Source organism: Nocardia sp. NPDC055053 (genome assembly GCF_053608285.1).
In genome coordinates, this window is the sequence record NZ_JBSGVD010000002.1 from 218,584 (window position 1) to 235,034 (window position 16,451).

Sequence of the window (16,451 nt, forward strand, 5' to 3'; positions counted from 1 at the left end):
TCTACGTTGGAACAAGGCAGCCATGAAGATGTGTCGGCCGGATGCCTTGAAAGCAGCGGACACGCTGCCCGATGACGCCCGGTTTCACCGTGTCGAGGCATCTCGAAGATGCTCATGGACGCCACATCGACGACAGTGGCGTGCCGCGCCAATGCGCAGTTACGCTGGCTGCGTGGTCATGTGGCGTGGCATCACACTCGGACTCGCCGAACTAGCCACCGAGGACAGGGGAGGTCGGGTGGACGTCGGGCAGGATCCTCGCCACATTCCAGCGCCGGACAACACGGGCACCGAGACGGAGAAGCGGTTTGCGTTTCAGGCGCACGTGGCCGTGCGGTATGCCATAGAAATGTTGGGTGGCTACCCCGTCGACAATGTGACGTGCGAACACATCGAAGACGTCGTGGTGGCCCGCACCGTGGGCACACCCCATGGCGACGACACGACTTTGTGGGATTTTCAGCAGGTCAAATCGCGTGTGCGCGACAAGCCCTGGACGCTGCTGCAGATCGGTGACTCCAAGGCCCTGCGCAGCCTCCTTCGAACCGATCGCGTTCTCCGACAGGCTATTTCGAAAGGATCGGCTCTTAACTATCGTCTGACTGTGGCGATCGAAGGGAAACTCGCTGCCGGGGAACCTTCGTTTCGTGACATCGCACGCAGTGGCGGCAAGCGAGAATCCAGGATTCGCGCGGGGCTCGAATCGAAACTTGAGGATCTCGACGCCGATCCGGGCGAGCTGAGCGACTTTCTTTCCCGTGTCCACGTCGACGAGCTCCCGCTGCGTGGTGAGCTCGAGCGAGACAATCGAGATGCGCTGGCGGGACTGTCAGAGCATCTGACCGTCGCCGAGATACGACACCTTCAACAGACCTTGTTCGACTTGGTGCGCTCGGCCATGTTGGAGCAGCTGTGCCCGCAGTGGCAACTATTCGTCACCCAGCCGGACCCTGCCGAGGAGATCCTTCGAAAACGACTGACCCAGCAGACACTTGCCACCATAGCCCTTCGGTTGCAGCGTCCCGAGCTCTTGGACTTTCTCCAGGCAAGCCGGCGCGCGGACGATCAGCATCCCTATGGCCTGCCGGAGGCGAGCCGTCCTACTAGACTGTCGGACGTTCGGGTCCCACAAAGGATCTCGATCGCCGCGAGCAGTGACACGCTTCCCGACACCTGCCTCGGGCAGGACGCGCTGTGCATGCTGACCGCTGGACCGGGTGGGGGTAAGACCAGCCTCCTGCGCACGATTCAGGCACGCTCGGCAGCGCAGTGGCTGGTAGGAATCGAAACGCAGCCGCTGGCTCTCACCGTCAACGCCGCGGCGCTGACTCCGCCTCGGCCCCTCGGCGCCGCTCTCGCCGCGGCGGCGAACGAATCCCTGTCGCTGCTCGGTGTCGAACGCACACTCGGTGAGGAGTTTTTCCGAACAGCGCCACGACCCGGCACCACATGGCTCGTCCTCGTCGACGGAATAGACGAGATCACCGATCCCGAACTCCGCAGGGAAGTCCTCGAATGGATCGCGCACTGCGCTGATCGCCCACGCGCCGTTCACTCCTTCGTCGTGGCCGGACGACCGATATCCGATGCCGAGCGCAAGCTCCTGGGCATCGTTCCCGAATATCGACTCGATCAGTTCTCCGCCGACGATCTTCGCAGCGCTGTCCAGAGATGGTTTCGCCAACTCGAAATCCCTCGGCCCGACACCTCGACAGACGCATTCATTGCAGCGCTGAGCTCTGTTGGGATGTCCAGGCTGGCGCGAACACCATTGATGACCGCCCTTCTGTGCCAAGTCTATTCGATGAATCCGGGCGGTGTGATACCCGACAGCAGAAATGCACTCTACTCGAGCTTCGCGGATCTCCTGCACGAGCGAATGCATAGTCGAGGACGATCCGGATTTCGCACGCAGAGCAAGTATCTGACGCAGCGATTCGGCCCGGCAGTGGCCAATCATGCCGAATCGCTTCTGAGCGAACTGCTCGATCTCATCGGACAAATGGCCGCTGCAGACGAATCTCGACCGGTCGATCCACTGATATACATCCGCCCCGCGAAGCCCGAATACCTCCCTGACCACAGTATCGAGGCATGGACCACGCTGATTTCGCACAGCCCGGCAGGCGAACGACCACCCGACATCACACGCAAGCTGTGGACGGACTTCATTGTGTCTGCACTGACCAGATGCGGCCTCCTCGTCCGCGAAGGCGACCGGCTCGAGTTCGCACACAAGACTGTGCAGGAATACTGCGCTGCACGGTGGGCTATGCGTACCCCACAGGCCTACGAGCAGGAACTGGACAGGACCCTCCACCCATGGATTCGCAACAGGGGATCCAATCCCTGGGGCGCGCCACTGGAAACGGTGTCGTACATCAGCTTCCTGATAGAAGCCGACCGATCGGTACTACGCGACATCGCCCAGCGGAAGCTGTCCGACAGAGTCACGCGAGAAAATCTGCATTGCTGTCTGCTCGTTGCAATGATCAACCGCTTCGGATCCCTCGAACCCGAAAGTTGGCAACCTGTCATCGAACAAGCGATCCGCTCGATGACTGCAGTCGTCGAGGTCGACGAAGATCCGACAACGCGGGTCTGGGCAGCAACGATACTCGCCGAGCTCGACGAGGACCCCGGACTTGCCGCGCTGGAATCACTCGGGAAAGAACCAACCCTGGATCACAGATTCAACGAAGATCCGCACACACCGGATTTCAGTGTTCGGCTACAGGCTGCCAGAACGCTGATGGAGTTCGATACTCGCCGCGGCGCGGACGCCTTGATGCAACTCGTGCTCGACGACGAGGACCTCGACGAGTTGGTGCGGGTAAGAGCTGCGGAAATCCTGTTCGAAAACTCCGACGAACGGGCCGAAGCAGCACTGAGCATGCTCGCCGACGATAGCCCCTGGTACTACTCTCGATTCGCGGCTATCAAGCTGTACTCGAAAGTCGATCGCCACATGGCCGCAGAGTATTTGAACAGATTGATCGAAGACTGGCGCTACGAGGACCCCGAATCGTGTCAGGACGACGCCTACCTCCTCGCCCAGTGGGGCGACCCCCGCCAACTGCACTTGGTGAAGGATCTAGACGGCGAGGACGACATCTGACTGTGGATTTTCGGCGGGCGTCCAGGCAGCGAACTCCAGAGTTCGGCATGACTGCGACGAAACTCTTTGAACTGCAATGCCATTCGTGCGGATCAGTGCGCGACCCTCCGGCGCACGCGCGCAGACTATAGGCACGAAGTGTCCTTAGCTCGGCTGTATAGGCGCATACCAAGGAGTGAACGCACGCATCTGCCACTGATTGCACGAGCTGCTCCGGAACCTTGAGAGCGCAGAGGGCGGCCCCACACGCTGAGGTGAGATGCTCGTTACACATTCCTAAGATGGTCGGTCGAGCAGAAGACTTCCGATCGGCTCAGCATTGCTGGCATGTCACCGAACGCCTCACGGTTGCAATGAGTTCGAGACTTCGGGGTCTAGCCGACGCCAGACATAGTCTTGATACAAGAGGTCGGCGTGCTGGCGTTGAGTGGCCGAGCAGGGTCCCCCCTCTAGTCGAGGAATTGCTGCACGATTTCGAGTCGGTGCAGCAGATCGCGGTCCGCAAGGTCGCAGGTATCGGGTTTGACTGTCGCACTTCCCGTTCCAACACCGATCGGGAGAGTGATTGTACCGAGCCCAGCTGGGTTGAGGAGTCGCGGGGGCCCGATATCGGTCAGTGGCTGGCCGTGTCGGTACCACATGCGATGCTCAAAGCCTCTGCGACGAATGGAGGCAACCGAGTGCGGGTGGTCAGTAGTGTGGAGGCTGAGGTCGAGATGCGAGAGGCCGGCTTCATACCATTGGATCCATACCCAGGTCGTACTGCTGCACCATGGCGCAGCCGATGCGAGCGGTGCAGTGCCGTGGTCCATCCTCGGTTGTCCAATGTACGCCGGGGCGGAGGCTGCCGTCTATGCAACTACAAGGCGATGGCGCAAGCGCGCCGAATACCGGCATCACGGGCAAACGCGACAATGGTTGCGGCTGGGTTCGAACCTCTAGTGCCGTATCCCGGCGCTCAGGACCCGTGGGATTCGGTCTGCCTGGTCTGCGGTAACAGCGTCTCGCCCCGACTAGCTGATGTCCGAAAGGGAAGCGGTTGCAAGCACTGCGGGGGAGTTGCCAAGCTTGACGACAGTGCCGCGGTGGAGCTGATGCGCAGCGCAGGTCTTGAGCCGCTTGAGCCATATCGCAGTGCCCACCAGCGGTGGCGTTGCCGTTGCTTACGTTGTGGTCATGAAGTCACTCCGACTCGCAGTGGAGTTGGCCGCGGTCGCGGTTGCTTGTACTGCTCGGGCAATGCCCCGATCGACCCGAGTGTCGCTGCTGAGGGTATGCGGGCGGCAGGGTTCGAACCCCTTGAGACGTATCGCGGAACGAACACCAAATGGCAATGCCTCTGCCTGACATGCGGGAATATTGTCATGCTTACACGAAAGTCCGTACTGCGGGGTCGTGGATGTCGCTTCTGTGCAGGTAAATTGAAGATCGCCGACAAAGTGGCCGCGGCTAGAATGCACGAAGCGAATCTGGAGCCGCTTGAGCCATACCCTGGTAGCGACAAGAAGTGGCGCTGTCGATGCACTGTGTGTGGCAACGAAGTCATCGCCCGGAGGCATCAGATCTTACGCGGCCGTGGCGGCTGCATCCATTGCTCCGGCAAGGCTAAGCTCGCCCACGAGGTTGCGGTGGAGATGATGCGCCACGCCGGGCTGGAACCCGTTGAGCCGTATCCGAATCGGTACACACCTTGGCGATGCGTTTGCCTTTCGTGCGGCCGAGACGTTGCTCCGAGACTCGACGGTATTCTCAACGGACAAGGTGGCTGCCGATACTGCAATCGAATAGGGTTCGACTTCACCGCTGCTGCGATTCTGTACGTGGTCACACATGACAGCTGGGCCGCCCACAAGATCGGAGTCTCTGGACTGAAGGTGAGCCGTGATCGCCTAGCTCATCACCAAAAGTACGGATGGAATGTCCTGGCGACGCTGCATTTCAGTGAAGGTGCGACAGCCTACGCGGTCGAACAATCTGTTCTCAAACGACTTCGAAACGAATACGGACTGCAACCGTACCTTTCGTCGGCGGAGATGCCCCAGGGGGGCGCAACGGAGACCGTAGACGCCGCCGAGATCTCCCTGGTCGAGCTCTGGAAGATAGTTGAGGACGAGGCTGGCAAAATGCGGCGCCCGGAACAGGTTGTGCCAAGACCTGATAATTGACGACGAGTCATAGTCGATGGCGCCCATCAGCATAGTCCGAATCGCCGCATACCCGCGTGGCGAGTTCGTTGGTGATCCCGGTGACCTGATCCCGGCTTGGGCGAGGGGGCGTTGAGAGGAACGCAAGCATGGGTCGTCGAGGTCTTCGATGTGCCTATCCAGGACCGAACCTTCGAAGACGAGGATGTAAAGGAGAACACCGCAAGGTAGCGATGTCAATATCGCATGTCGGCAATCGGTGCACCGGTATCCGATTGGCATGTCAACGAGGCCATCGACACTCGAGCAGCCTGCTTGTCTGTGCGCGTTCGCACATGTTGTCGGAGGTTGTAGAAGTCGCGGGAGAGTTTCTGATCGGTGATGCTGACTCGCCGATCACCCACCCGTTGTCGAATCGCCATCGTCTTGCCCTCTACCGCGACAGTGGTCGCCCATCGTGAAATCCTCCATGGCGTTCCGGGGAGACCACTTGATCGACGTGACCCCAAGTTCCACCGAACGGCCATTCCGATCGAATCGGTAATGCTGTTGCCCTGGCGATTAGGTCGCTCCGGTCAACATCAGCTCCTGCAATATGGAGTGGGGAGGCGGCACGACTCGCTGGGGTGAGGGGTTGGTTACACACTCCTTGAATGCCGATTCTGCCGGTGACCCATGGCGGGTGGCCGTGAGTGGGTGCCAACAGAGGTGTTCTAGTTATGCGCAGCGGTCACTGGAAGGAAGAGTTCTCCCATTCGGACATAGCACGGCGTAGTGCGAGGATGTCGCCCTTACTGACCGGTTCTCCGCATTTTTGATCCCCGAAGACTTGCGATATCAGCCTCTTAACGGTGACAGAGGAGTATCCACGTCGCCGCAGACCGGGGAAACGAAGGTGGGCAAAGTCGTCTCGCCCACCAACCTTCACATACAGCAGACGACGGGCATACATCCAGTCCATGACAAAGACCACGGGGATGATTTGGAGGGCAAAGATCGCGCCGACCCCGGCCGCTGTACCCAGGAACACTGCAGGGGATCTCGGTGCCCGCCCACCTTCGTGAACGATGACGGCCGCGGCACACAGCGCGACGGAGACAACGGACAAAGGCCATCCGATCCACACGATCAGTCGGCGCTTTCCGGTGTAGCGGATGGCGCTATAGGCCGCTACCCAGGTGATCTTTTCGATCATATCCGCCCGCAACGCTTTTGGGCAGCGATCCCCTGCTGCGGCGACGAGCTTGGCGAGCAGTTCGGCGCGCGACGCGCATCGACGTCGATGGGTAGCCGGTGCGGCCATCAGCAGGGTGTAGATCGCGCCCATGGCTCCCGGAATGGCCCAACTCCAACTCATCGTCGGAGGGTACAGACGGTGGCCGTGCCGGTTTCGATGAACACTGAAGGCATATTCCATGCTGCGGCAGCGCTTCGCGGGCTACAGCTCAGGCGATAGGGAGTGCAGAGGTGACACCACTTATTGGGGTACTACACGCGCGTGGAGCGTGGCAATCTCAAGGGTGTCTCCGACAGTGTGCTGACGCTCTCGCCCATGCGCTGAGGCTCGACGACAGCGAATGTCCCTGTACGACCTCGCTTGTGCCGCCGAGCCGGCCGGGAATCGGGCCCGGCAACAGGCACCCCGGTCCGCGGTGCGGCCGAGTGTGGCGCGGATCGTCGACGGAATCCCGGGGCTGCCCGCTTTCGTGATGAATAACCGCCTCGACACGATGGCCGCCATGTACGAACGCACCAGAAGAGATTCGCCCTCGGGCAGAGGACTGTGCCATGCGCCCGATTGTGCACTACGGCAGCCGAACCACGCGCAACCAACATCGCGATGTCAAGGCCGATACAAAACCTTAGATCCGAGGCGACACCGGAGTCTCGGCTCATAGGAAGTGAACCGGGGCCGAGACGGCACCACGCTCGCTGACCTCAATTTGCCTTCGTTGCCGAACACGTGTGCGGCACCGACGGTGTTCAGCGGGAGTTGCGGAGCACCACATCGAGATTGTGCCGCAGGTCGACCACGGTCGGATCGTCGGATCCATAGGCAACCAGGGCCGTGCGGTAGGCCTGGTCCAGGAGGAGTGCGGCCCGCTGCCTATCGCCAGACTTGAACAGGCCGGACCCGACCGCTTGGGCGGTGGCCAGCGTTTCGGGGTGATCGCTCCCGAGCGCCTCCTTCTTGGCCTCGAGAACCGTCAGGAGCAGAGGGAGCCCCTCGGCCCACTCGTGCATGAGTAGCAGTGCAGAGCCCAGGTTGTGCGCGGCGCCCAGCGTGAGGGGATGGTTCGGGCCGAGGGCGCGAGTGGCGCGGTGGTGGGCGTCGCGATGCCGCGCGGCGGCATCGGGAAAGTTCCGCTGCTGGTAGCAGGCGGATCCGAGGGCGTCGATCACGGTGATCGTGAAGGGGTGCTCCGGTCCGATCTCGGCTTCGCAGTCGGCAAGCAGTTCGGTCAGTGCGGACTCGGCCGATCCGTTGCGGCCGGCGTCGAGCAACTGCAGCGCATCCCGCAGGCCCCGTTCGAGTTGCGCGGGAACGTGATTCGGTCGACGCCGTGTGAATCTCAATGCGGCCTCCATCGCCCGGCGTCTTCTTCAGGGTAACCCGCCGCCGCCCCCGCATTCGGCAATTCGAATCGCGACCTCGAAAAGCGATGTCGTTGCGCTGCACCCACTTCGACGCGTTCCGCACACCCACCGACCGTGCCGATTACGTGCAGCGCAAGTCGCCGTCGCCGAATCCGCGGACACGCTGCGCGAGCGGCCGCGCCGAGCTTGCGCCGAACCGGCGGTAGCGCTGGAGCGGATCGACGCCTCGGCTGAACGCGCTTATCAACGTCCGGCTCGACCGTGCCCGCGCCGCCGAAGACGGCGAACCACAGCAGGCTCACCACTGGGCACCAGCCTTTCCCCACTGTCCGACGTCCGCAACCGCATCCGCGGCAGCGTCGGCCGCAAACGCCGAGAAGCGTGTCAGATCGCTTGACGCCTCAGTGGTAGTCCACTGAGGCACTGGTTCATCCTTCGAGCTTTTGACTCGGCTGATCCAGTTGTTGTTCGCGCTTTCGCTGCTCGCTCTTCAAGAGTTCGACACGTTCAGCGAATTCAGCTAGAGCTGTCTCCGGCTCCTGAATGTGCTTGTACTGCGCTACGCCCAGTTGTAAGCTGCTAAGCTCCCCCTCAATAGAGTCAGCTGTCTGCTGGAGGTAGAATCCCCTTTCTCGAAATTTGAAATATCCAGTGAATCCAGAAGCGAGACCGACCGAAAAGGTTACGCAAACAAGGATCGTCTTTTGTATGCCTTGAATTTCAGCAAGTCCAGCTATCGTGGAGGACGCCAGGGAGCCCACGATAATCAGTGACTGAAGGATATTGTGGACCCGTCGATAGTATCTTTGCCCACTCCTCAACTCCGCAACCGTTGCGGGCGTTTCCTCACGGTATAAATGCCGAAGTGTAGACTCGGATGGGCTCAACTTCGCGGCGTAAAGACGCCTTCTCTCCTGGGCGATTTCGAGATCAAGCCGACGGCTGGAAACGTAGGACGCTGTCCAGTTCCTGCTATCTGCATTATACCGGAAGCCGATCGTGCAAATCAGAAGGACAAGCGCAATAGGAATTAATGCGACATTTGTCCTGGCTAGATCTACCCTGCCCCACAGGGCGATGTTTACCAGGGCGAAGGTCGGTACGAAGAGTCCAGTGATCGCCCATGTTGACAGGGCCCAACGCCTGAATATGCGCGTAGAACGGATGTCTTCTTGGATGTCAAGGATTCTTCTGCCGTGAGACAGGAGGCGTTCGATGGACGCTTCCTCTGCTGTGGGTTCTTCCGGACCGTCAGCACTCTGATTCATTGCCACCCCTGCTTTGGCTCGCACTCGGTCGAGCAACTCTAAACTGTTGCACAGTAACAGGTTTCGCCGACTGCCAGGGAGGTCGAATGAGCGCGTGGTGTCATGATGTCAGTGGCTGGATCAGTCGAGAGGTTCTATTCGACTCCGCTGGACAAGGCGCTGCAGGTATGCAGCCCGCACGCGCCGATCCGGGTATCAGCACCACCGGGGTAGCGGGATCGGCGTCACCTGGTACACGTGGCTGGAACAGGGCCGCCAGATCAATGCCAGCGTCCAGTTGCTTGATGCGGTCGCGCGCAGCCTGTGCCTCGACCATGCGGAGAAGGTGTACTTTACCGGCTTGCGGAAGTCCTCTCGGTACCCGCTGCGGCGGCGCAGTCGGCGATGCCGCCCGGCATTCCGATGATCGTGGGGCAGAAAACAAGTTGACGCGGTTAGCCGGCTTGATCCGTGGCCGATAACCTGCGCCAGAAGCGGAAGAACTCATTACGAGTGAACCGGCGTAGTTACGCCGAGCGAATCCGAGGCCGTGGAAGGCCCAGCGCGTCAACATGTTGCACGACCGCAGAATCCACCGGCCGACCTGCTCAGCGGTCTCGGCCGCGAATACCGCACTCTTCGGGCGGATCCGGGTAGCAGCGCTACCTGGATACTGGTATCGGTATCGGCGACGATGAGCAAATGATCGAACTCGCCGACGTACACGCGGTCCACACCGAGCGCCGGACCCAACTCGGCGCCTTCCTGAAATCGCGCCGCGCCAAGATCACCCCGGGCGATGTCGGCCTGCCCCCGGCCCCCGCCGCCGCACACCCGGCCTGCGCCGCGAAGAGGTCCCGCAACTCTCGGGGGTGAGCATCGAGTACTACACGCGCCTGGAGCGCGGCAGCCTCAACGGTGTCTCCGACGGCGTGCTGGACGCGCTGGCCCAGGCACTGCGGCTCGACGGCACCGAGCGCATGTACCTGTACGACCTCGCCCGCGCGGCAGGACCGGCGCCCAAGGCCCGGCAGCGCGCGGCCCGGCCGACGATTCGGGCCGGCGTGGCGCGCATCGTCGAAGGCATCCGCTCGTCGGCTACCTGGAACTCGACCAGGAGACCATGACCCAGCCGGACGACAGCGGCCTGAGCGTTGTCGTCTACAGCGCGCCCGCCGGATGCGCCGCCGAGGAGGGCCTGAAGCTGCTCGCCGGCTGGTCCGCCACGACCGGACAGGACCAGCGCCCGGAATCCACCACTCCGGTCGCCCCGACCATCCGCGGCGCTACCTGATCCGGGACCTACTCGGTATCCGAGGCCTCGCGATGCACCACCTGGGCGTCGGTCCCGGGCGACATGATGCTCTCGTGGCCATCGTCAGCCCGCACCCGGTAGGGCGGTGCGCCGTCGTGGCCGAGTACTTCGACGATCTCGACAGTGTGGTCGTGTTGCCCGACGGTCCTGCCATGCAGGACCAGCTGGTCGCCCTTTGCTGCATACATGAGTAGCCTCCTCGTCGACGCTGACTGATCTCCCGAATTCAACGGTACGACTGGTACGAATTCTCAGCTAGCGGGTGGTGAGCGGCTGACTCACCCGATGGCACGCAGATATGCCGCGCCGCGCGGTGAGATCTCGTAGCCGATCTCCAAGCTGTGGGTCAGGCCGAGGTTCTTGAGCTTGCGTACATCGAGCTTCAGCGAATCCTTGTCTCTGCCGAGAAGCTCCGCCAGCTCGGCCGCGCGGCGACCGGGATGCGCCGCCACGGCGGCCAGGACCGCACCTGTCCATGGTCCTCGGCGACTCGCTTTGTCCAGCCGGGCCAGTGCCGCGGAGATCTCGGCGATGTCGAGCGGGGACAGGTCCGCATGGCTCCGCAACGCCACCCGCTCGTCGGGCCCGACGAAGCGGACCTCGATCCGGAAGACCGGGTCTTGCGCGGGGCCCCGCAGGGCCGCTGTCACCGCTTCGGCGTCACGCTCCCCGGCGCGGCGCGCGTCGGCGTCCGAGATCTCGTGTTGCTCGATCCGGTCGACGCGGACGATCTCGACGATCCCGGCGCTGGTGTGCAGGGTGCCGCCTGCCCGAACTCTGGGTACCGACCAGCGCCGGAACACCGTCGAAACCTCGCCGGCGGCGACACCGCGTGCGATGCGATCGGTCAGGATCACTGCGCGTCCTCCCTGAAGCGGCCCGATGACCCGATCGTAGCGTCGCGGGCTTCAGGCACTGATCGGCGCCGCCGTCACTCCGTAGCCGAGGTTGCCGAGGACTTCGCTGGTCGCCTTCGCGAAGTTCAGGGTGATGAAGTGCAGGCAGGGGGCTCCCTCATCGATCAGACGCCGGGTCATCTCCGTCGCGATATCGATTCCCTCGGCACGCACGGCAGCACGATTCTCCTCCGGCCCGTCGCCCGCGGCCCGGCGCAGCCGTTCGATCACCCGCTTCGGGAGCGCCCGGCCGCTCAGCTCTTCCGCCCGCTGGACGGTGCGCAACGAGGTGATCGGCATGAGTTCCGGGATGATCGGTTTGGCGCCCTCGATCGGGTCGAGCGCGACGGCTCGGTCTCGCAGCCGCAGATAGTGCTCGACGTCGAAGAACATCTGCGTGATCGAATACTCGGCGCCCGCACGCAGTTTCGCGACGAGGTGGCGGGTGTCGTGGTCGAGGTCGGGCGAGCGATGGTGACCCTGCGGGAACGAGGCGACACCGACGTGGAAGTCGCCGAGGTCGCGCACGATGCGCACCAGCTCCTCGGCATGCTCGACGCCACCGGGGTGTTTGCGCCATTCACCGAGCGGATCACCCGGCGGATCGCCGCGCAGGACGAGCACGTTGCGGATGCCGGAATCGGCGTAGGAGCCGATCAGCGCCCGCAACTCCGCGACGCTCTGCCCGACGGCGGTGAGATGCGCGACCGGCAGCAGGGTCGTCTCGGTGGCGAGCTCACCGGTGATCCGCGCGGTGCGGTCCTTGGTCGACCCGCCCGCGCCGTAGGTCATCGACACGAAGGCCGGGTGCATCCGCTCGAACTCGCGCACCGTCCGCCACAGTCTCGCCTCGCCCGCGGCCTCACGCGGCGGATTGAACTCGACCGAGAACGGCACACCCCGACCCGCGTGGGTTCGCAGACTCTGCGCGACCGACGGAGTCCGGGAGACCGACGGGGTCGGCTGCCCGTTGGTCGCTGGTCGTTCCGCACCGGTCATCGACTCTCCCCCAGTTCCACTAGTAGGTCGCCGCCCTCGACCTGCTGCACCTTCGCCACGGCGATTCGACTGACGATACCGCCGCGGCGGCGCGGTGACAGCCGCTTCGCTCTTCATCCGCTCGTCACCGAATCACCCTCGGAGACAAGGCGAGTCACTCCCGGGCAGGCTAGGCCACGACCGCGCTCCGACGTACTCGCTCAGTGACCGGATCAGGGCATCGGATTCGCCACGCTCGGCTGATTGCCCCCAGGCTTCCCCTCGGAAGGTTGTCGAATACGCGAAGGTTGCCCGGTGCGGGCTAGGCTCGTGGAGTGCCCGACACCGAGGCCTCGCCGCCACCACGCAATGGTGCCGGACTCGCGTCGCTGGTGCTCGGCATCGTCGCCTGTGTGTTCTCGTTCATCCCGTTCGCCACGGAGTTCGTCGCGGTGCCCTCGTCTGTCGCCGCGGTGGCCGCGGCGTTCATCGGGTGGGACCGGATCGAACGTGGGGTGGCCACGAACCGCGCCGACACCGTCGCCGGTGGCCTTCTCGGCGCGTTCGCGCTCGCCATGAGTGTGCTCGTCTACCTCGCGACCCACAGCGGCGATTCGGTCTGAGAAGCATCCGGCCCGGGAGTCCACGCTCCCGGGCCGAATGACTCCTGATGTCAGACCATCTCAGGCACGCGCAGGTGAGCGAACCCCAACCTGAACTCCGCCACATCGAGAACCCTGGCACCCGTCACCTGAGTCGCCATCTTCCTGATCCGATCAGCGTGCTCGCGGCTGCTGTCCAGCTCCTCGAGGCTCGCCCAGACGGTGGAGCCGACGCCGCGGCCGGTCGCCCGGTCGACGAACAGGCTGGCGCTGCGGAATCCTTCGAGCTTCTCGAACTCCGGCATCAGCTGTGATTTGAACGTATCGATCGCCTGATCGATGCCGGACGGATCGACCTGCACCCAGGTACACCGGGTACACGCGTTCGCGCCGGCCAGGTGATCACGGTGCATCACCGCGACTTCCCACTCTTCGATCTTCTCGACCGGCCCGTGCAGCGACTGGGCCAGACCGTCACGCAATGGCTGGACGCGCCTGCTGCTGGCGTGCAGTGCGTCCTCGGATTCCCACGCGGTTGTGGCGATGCAGCGCCCTGTCGACCTGTCCAGCATCAGCGACAGGCCGACCCAGCCTTCCAGCTCGGGCAGATTCGGCATCACCTCGTTGCGGAGGTATGCGAGCCCGCCATCGATCGACGACGGCTGAGCTGCAATGGTGCTTGAACGTGCGTACACGAGCCACCTCCTGCTCCCATAGAGGCGGCGCCCCGGTGGGCGCCACCGGACATACCCACTGTCCTCCACGGTTACCGTCCGCACAATGCCGCGGCGGACGCGGCGGACACGGGTCCTACAACTTGTAGCCGATCTGACGCAGTAGCTGCCGACGGTCCGCTTGATCGCCGGCACCTTCCACGCCCAGTGGCGCCGACCCGTCGACCACTCCGACAATTCCGCGGCCCAGCTCGGTCTGGGCGATCAACACATCCACGGGATTGGCGGTGGCACAGAATATTCCGCAGACTTCCGGGACGTGCCGGATCGCGTTGAGCACATTGACCGGGTAACCCTCACGCAGGAAGACGATGAACGAATGTCCCGCGCCGACGGTGAGTGCGTTCGCCGTGGCGAGCTCGATCAGATCATCGTCGTTGCCGGAGTGCCGGACCAGGCACGGCCCGGATGCCTCGCAGAATGCCAGCCCGAACCGCAGGTGGGAACTGACCCCGACCAGCGCCTCGTGCAGATCCTCGACGGTCTTGATGAAGTGCGCCTGCCCGATGACGACATTGAGATCATCCGGCTTGTCGATACGCACGGCTGTCAGCTCCACACCCAGCATTCTGCGCCGCACCGATGCCGATGCACAGCACGTCTCGGCACCGATTTGCCCGGGCGGCCCCGACGGGCCGAAAAAAGCCGGATTCAGGGGGCCACAGCTATTGACAGAACGAGAATCCGGAGAAGACTGTACATATACCAGAACACCGGAAATGAACCACGCTGTCAGTGGAGACGTCTGTTGACTTCGGTGAATGATTTTCGAGGATCTGGCCAGGCCCCCGGCAAGCCAATCGAATGCCAGAGTTATCAGCGACGACTGAAAGCTCATGGATTTGATGGAGACTACCGGGGACTGTTCTGTGTGGGGGCTTTCTACTTGGCGTCCCCGTAACACTCCACCACCGCGGTGGTGAACGGGAACCGCACCGGTGTCGATCCGAAAGCGAGTGTGCCCGCGGTCTCGGCCGCGGCGGCGATCGCGGCGGTCACCATTGGCGCCTCCTCCGCCGGACAGTGCACGATCACCTCGTCGTGCTGGAAGAAGACCAGTTCGGCGCGAAGACCGGCGATCGCGTGACGCACACCGGCCAGGAGCAGCAGCGCCCAGTCGGCTGCGCTGCCCTGCACCACGAAGTTGCGGGTGAACCGGCCACGGGCCCTGGCCGCGGAACTGCTGCCGTATCCTCCCGGATTCTCCTGGGCCTGGTCGGGCTCCTCCGGCGCGGCGACCGACAGCGGCGGGCAGGTACGCCCCAGCCACGTGCGCACCAGGCGCCCTTCCTCGCCGGCGCGCGCCGCGTCGTCGACATAGGCGACCGCCGCCGGATACCGCCGGCGCAGACCAGCCAGGTGGATCAGGGCATCGCCGGAGGTCTGGCCGTAGATGGCGCCGAGCAGGGCGATCTTGGCTCGAGCGCGGTCGCCGCCGAACCCGCGGGCCGCCAGATCCGCGTACAGATCTTCACCGCGACCGGCCACCTCCATCAGACCAGGGTCGCGCGACACGGCGGCGAGCACGCGCGGCTCCATCTGATCGGCGTCGGCGACCACCAGACACCAGCCCGGATCGGCACGGATCGCTTGCCGGATCACCTTCGGAATCTGCAAAGCCCCGCCCCCATTGGTGGTCCAGCGGCCTGTCACCGTGCCGCCGGGCAGGTATTCGGGACGAAATCGGCCGCCGTGCACCCACTGTTCGAGCCAGGACCAGCCGTGCGCGGTGTACAGGCGATACAGCGACTTGTAGGCCAGCAGCGGCGCCACGGCGGGGTGGTCGACCCGCTGGAGTTCCCATTTCCGGGTGGAGGACAGCACGATCCCGGCGCGGGCGAAGGCCTTGACGATCTCGTTGGGCAGGTCGGGCCGGACCCGGACGGCGCCGCCGAAGGCTCGCGACACGTCATCGGCCAGCTCCGCCATCCGGCGCGGTTCCGGTGCGCCGGGAACGCGCTCCCCCAGCATGGTGTCCAGCAATGCGCGGTGGACGTCCGCGCGCCACGGGATCCCGGACCGCGACATCTCCGTGGCCACCAGCATGCCCGCCGATTCGGCGGCCAGCAGCAGCCGCATGCGTTCCGGATGCTCGGTGTGCGCCGTCCTGGCGACCTGTCCCGCGTAGACCTCCAGCAGCGCGGTGAACTCGTCCGTGCCGGGCGGTAGCGGCACCGGCGCCGACTCGAACAGCGACGGCTGGGTCTCGGCCGCCCGTGCGGGGGCGTCCGGCGGGACCGGCAGATTGCGCAGGCGCGCCCAGGCTGCCGCCAAGGATCGCGCCTGACCCGCCTGACCCTCCTCGTGCCCGATCAGCAGGGCTTCCGCGGCCTGCACGTCGTAACAGCGCTCCACGCGCACACCGGCCGCGAGCAGGGTCCGGTAGATCTCCGCGGTGGATCGCCACACCCAGCGCTCGACCTCAGGACGTGAGCGCACCGCCTCGGCCAGCGACGGCTCGTCGACCACCGGTCCCGCGGGCAGGCCGTCCCGCTCGAGGGGACACAAACGAGCACCACCGTCGCCCCACTCCGCCACCGCCCATCGCACGAGACGAGTCTGGCAGCGGGGTCCGACATCCCCGGTGGCGGCGGCCACGCGGCACGGCTTTCGCGGCGTACCGTTGACTGTCCGGTTGCCGGGCCGCACAGTTGGTACAGCAGACTTTGCGCGTGTCGTGGTGGTGTCCACAGGATTGCCGCTGTTCACATGGGGTATCAGCGTGATTGATCGCACACGGAGAGGATGCGATGACGATGCGCGGCCGACGGAATCGACGTGATCGGGAAATTCGCGAAGTACGAGAGATCCACGCCAGG

At 63.8% G+C, this 16,451-nt stretch carries 15 protein-coding genes and 1 pseudogene; 6 read left to right on the top strand and 10 right to left on the bottom strand.

The features are described 5' to 3' along the window. The first annotated feature begins 178 nt into the window (after positions 1 to 178). Together ACWF82_RS02970 and ACWF82_RS02975 are read left to right on the top strand one after the other, a co-directional pair. Positions 179 to 3,118, top strand: a complete 2,940-nt coding sequence (locus ACWF82_RS02970) for a dsDNA nuclease domain-containing protein (RefSeq protein ID WP_452497711.1) — start codon at positions 179 to 181, stop codon at positions 3,116 to 3,118. Between the two features lie 1,820 nt (positions 3,119 to 4,938). Further along, positions 4,939 to 5,283, top strand: coding sequence for a hypothetical protein (locus ACWF82_RS02975; RefSeq protein WP_452497381.1), 345 nt, complete (start codon positions 4,939 to 4,941; stop codon positions 5,281 to 5,283). A 709-nt stretch (positions 5,284 to 5,992) separates the two neighbouring features. On the opposite strand, the gene ACWF82_RS02980 is transcribed toward ACWF82_RS02975, so the two are convergent. The 3 genes from ACWF82_RS02980 to ACWF82_RS02990 form a co-directional block, all read right to left on the bottom strand. After that, positions 5,993 to 6,619 carry a hypothetical protein gene (locus tag ACWF82_RS02980; protein ID WP_452497383.1) on the bottom strand — a complete coding sequence of 209 codons (627 nt, stop codon included), beginning with the start codon at positions 6,617 to 6,619 and terminating at the stop codon, positions 5,993 to 5,995. A gap of 626 nt (positions 6,620 to 7,245) precedes the next feature. Next, positions 7,246 to 7,839 (bottom strand): tetratricopeptide repeat protein, encoded by a 594-nt coding sequence (locus tag ACWF82_RS02985; protein ID WP_452497385.1) that lies wholly within the window; start codon positions 7,837 to 7,839, stop codon positions 7,246 to 7,248. A gap of 449 nt (positions 7,840 to 8,288) precedes the next feature. Then, on the bottom strand, positions 8,289 to 9,128 hold the full coding sequence (locus tag ACWF82_RS02990; RefSeq protein ID WP_452497387.1) for an SLATT domain-containing protein: 840 nt from the start codon (positions 9,126 to 9,128) through the stop codon (positions 8,289 to 8,291). A 681-nt stretch (positions 9,129 to 9,809) separates the two neighbouring features. On the opposite strand from ACWF82_RS02990, the gene ACWF82_RS02995 reads away from it, so the two are divergent. The 3 genes from ACWF82_RS02995 to ACWF82_RS03005 are packed head-to-tail and all read left to right on the top strand — an operon-like array spanning position 9,810 to position 10,401. Next, a complete protein-coding gene (locus ACWF82_RS02995; RefSeq protein ID WP_452497389.1) occupies positions 9,810 to 9,983 on the top strand; it encodes a hypothetical protein in 174 nt (57 codons plus the stop codon). Then, entirely contained in the window at positions 9,980 to 10,234 is a 255-nt protein-coding gene (locus tag ACWF82_RS03000) for a hypothetical protein (protein ID WP_452497391.1), read from the top strand. Before ACWF82_RS02995 ends, ACWF82_RS03000 begins: the two co-directional genes overlap by 4 nt. Beyond that, entirely contained in the window at positions 10,210 to 10,401 is a 192-nt protein-coding gene (locus tag ACWF82_RS03005) for a hypothetical protein (protein ID WP_452497713.1), read from the top strand. Before ACWF82_RS03000 ends, ACWF82_RS03005 begins: the two co-directional genes overlap by 25 nt. 8 nt (positions 10,402 to 10,409) lie before the next feature. Here the strand turns inward: ACWF82_RS03005 and ACWF82_RS03010 are convergent, their stop codons facing one another. The 4 genes and pseudogenes from ACWF82_RS03010 to ACWF82_RS03025 form a co-directional block, all read right to left on the bottom strand. Then, a complete protein-coding gene (locus ACWF82_RS03010) occupies positions 10,410 to 10,610 on the bottom strand; it encodes a DUF1918 domain-containing protein (protein ID WP_452497393.1) in 201 nt (66 codons plus the stop codon). Positions 10,611 to 10,700: 90 nt separating this feature from the next. Then, positions 10,701 to 11,279 carry a hypothetical protein gene (locus ACWF82_RS03015; RefSeq protein WP_452497395.1) on the bottom strand — a complete coding sequence of 193 codons (579 nt, stop codon included), beginning with the start codon at positions 11,277 to 11,279 and terminating at the stop codon, positions 10,701 to 10,703. Between the two features lie 51 nt (positions 11,280 to 11,330). Beyond that, complete coding sequence (locus ACWF82_RS03020; protein ID WP_452497397.1) at positions 11,331 to 12,317, bottom strand: methylenetetrahydrofolate reductase; 987 nt, start codon at positions 12,315 to 12,317, stop codon at positions 11,331 to 11,333. Then, a pseudogene (locus ACWF82_RS03025) lies at positions 12,314 to 12,440 on the bottom strand (biotin/lipoyl-containing protein); the annotation flags it as partial. The pseudogene ACWF82_RS03025 and the gene ACWF82_RS03020, both read right to left, overlap by 4 nt. Positions 12,441 to 12,631: 191 nt before the next feature. Between ACWF82_RS03025 and ACWF82_RS03030 the strand changes: the two are divergent. After that, positions 12,632 to 12,919, top strand: a complete 288-nt coding sequence (locus tag ACWF82_RS03030) for a hypothetical protein (protein ID WP_452497399.1) — start codon at positions 12,632 to 12,634, stop codon at positions 12,917 to 12,919. 50 nt (positions 12,920 to 12,969) lie between these two features. Here ACWF82_RS03030 and ACWF82_RS03035 read toward each other — a convergent pair whose 3' ends face one another. The 3 genes from ACWF82_RS03035 to ACWF82_RS03045 form a co-directional block, all read right to left on the bottom strand. Next, positions 12,970 to 13,662, bottom strand: a complete 693-nt coding sequence (locus tag ACWF82_RS03035; protein ID WP_452497401.1) for a hypothetical protein — start codon at positions 13,660 to 13,662, stop codon at positions 12,970 to 12,972. 46 nt (positions 13,663 to 13,708) lie between these two features. Continuing rightward, positions 13,709 to 14,191, bottom strand: a complete 483-nt coding sequence (locus tag ACWF82_RS03040; protein WP_452497402.1) for an adenosine-specific kinase — start codon at positions 14,189 to 14,191, stop codon at positions 13,709 to 13,711. A gap of 323 nt (positions 14,192 to 14,514) precedes the next feature. Beyond that, the gene (locus tag ACWF82_RS03045) at positions 14,515 to 16,182 is read right to left on the bottom strand and encodes a bifunctional 3'-5' exonuclease/DNA polymerase (RefSeq protein WP_452497404.1); all 1,668 of its coding nucleotides are present in this window, start codon (positions 16,180 to 16,182) and stop codon (positions 14,515 to 14,517) included. Positions 16,183 to 16,451 lie beyond the last annotated feature (269 nt).

Coding starts and splice junctions, on each gene's coding strand:
- ACWF82_RS02970 (WP_452497711.1), top strand. CDS start 179: ATGTGGCGTGGCATCACACTCGGACTCGCCGAACTAGCCACCGAGGAC.
- ACWF82_RS02990 (WP_452497387.1), bottom strand. CDS start 9,128: ATGAATCAGAGTGCTGACGGTCCGGAAGAACCCACAGCAGAGGAAGCG.
- ACWF82_RS03020 (WP_452497397.1), bottom strand. CDS start 12,317: ATGACCGGTGCGGAACGACCAGCGACCAACGGGCAGCCGACCCCGTCG.
- ACWF82_RS02980 (WP_452497383.1), bottom strand. CDS start 6,619: ATGAGTTGGAGTTGGGCCATTCCGGGAGCCATGGGCGCGATCTACACC.
- ACWF82_RS02995 (WP_452497389.1), top strand. CDS start 9,810: ATGATCGAACTCGCCGACGTACACGCGGTCCACACCGAGCGCCGGACC.
- ACWF82_RS03010 (WP_452497393.1), bottom strand. CDS start 10,610: ATGTATGCAGCAAAGGGCGACCAGCTGGTCCTGCATGGCAGGACCGTC.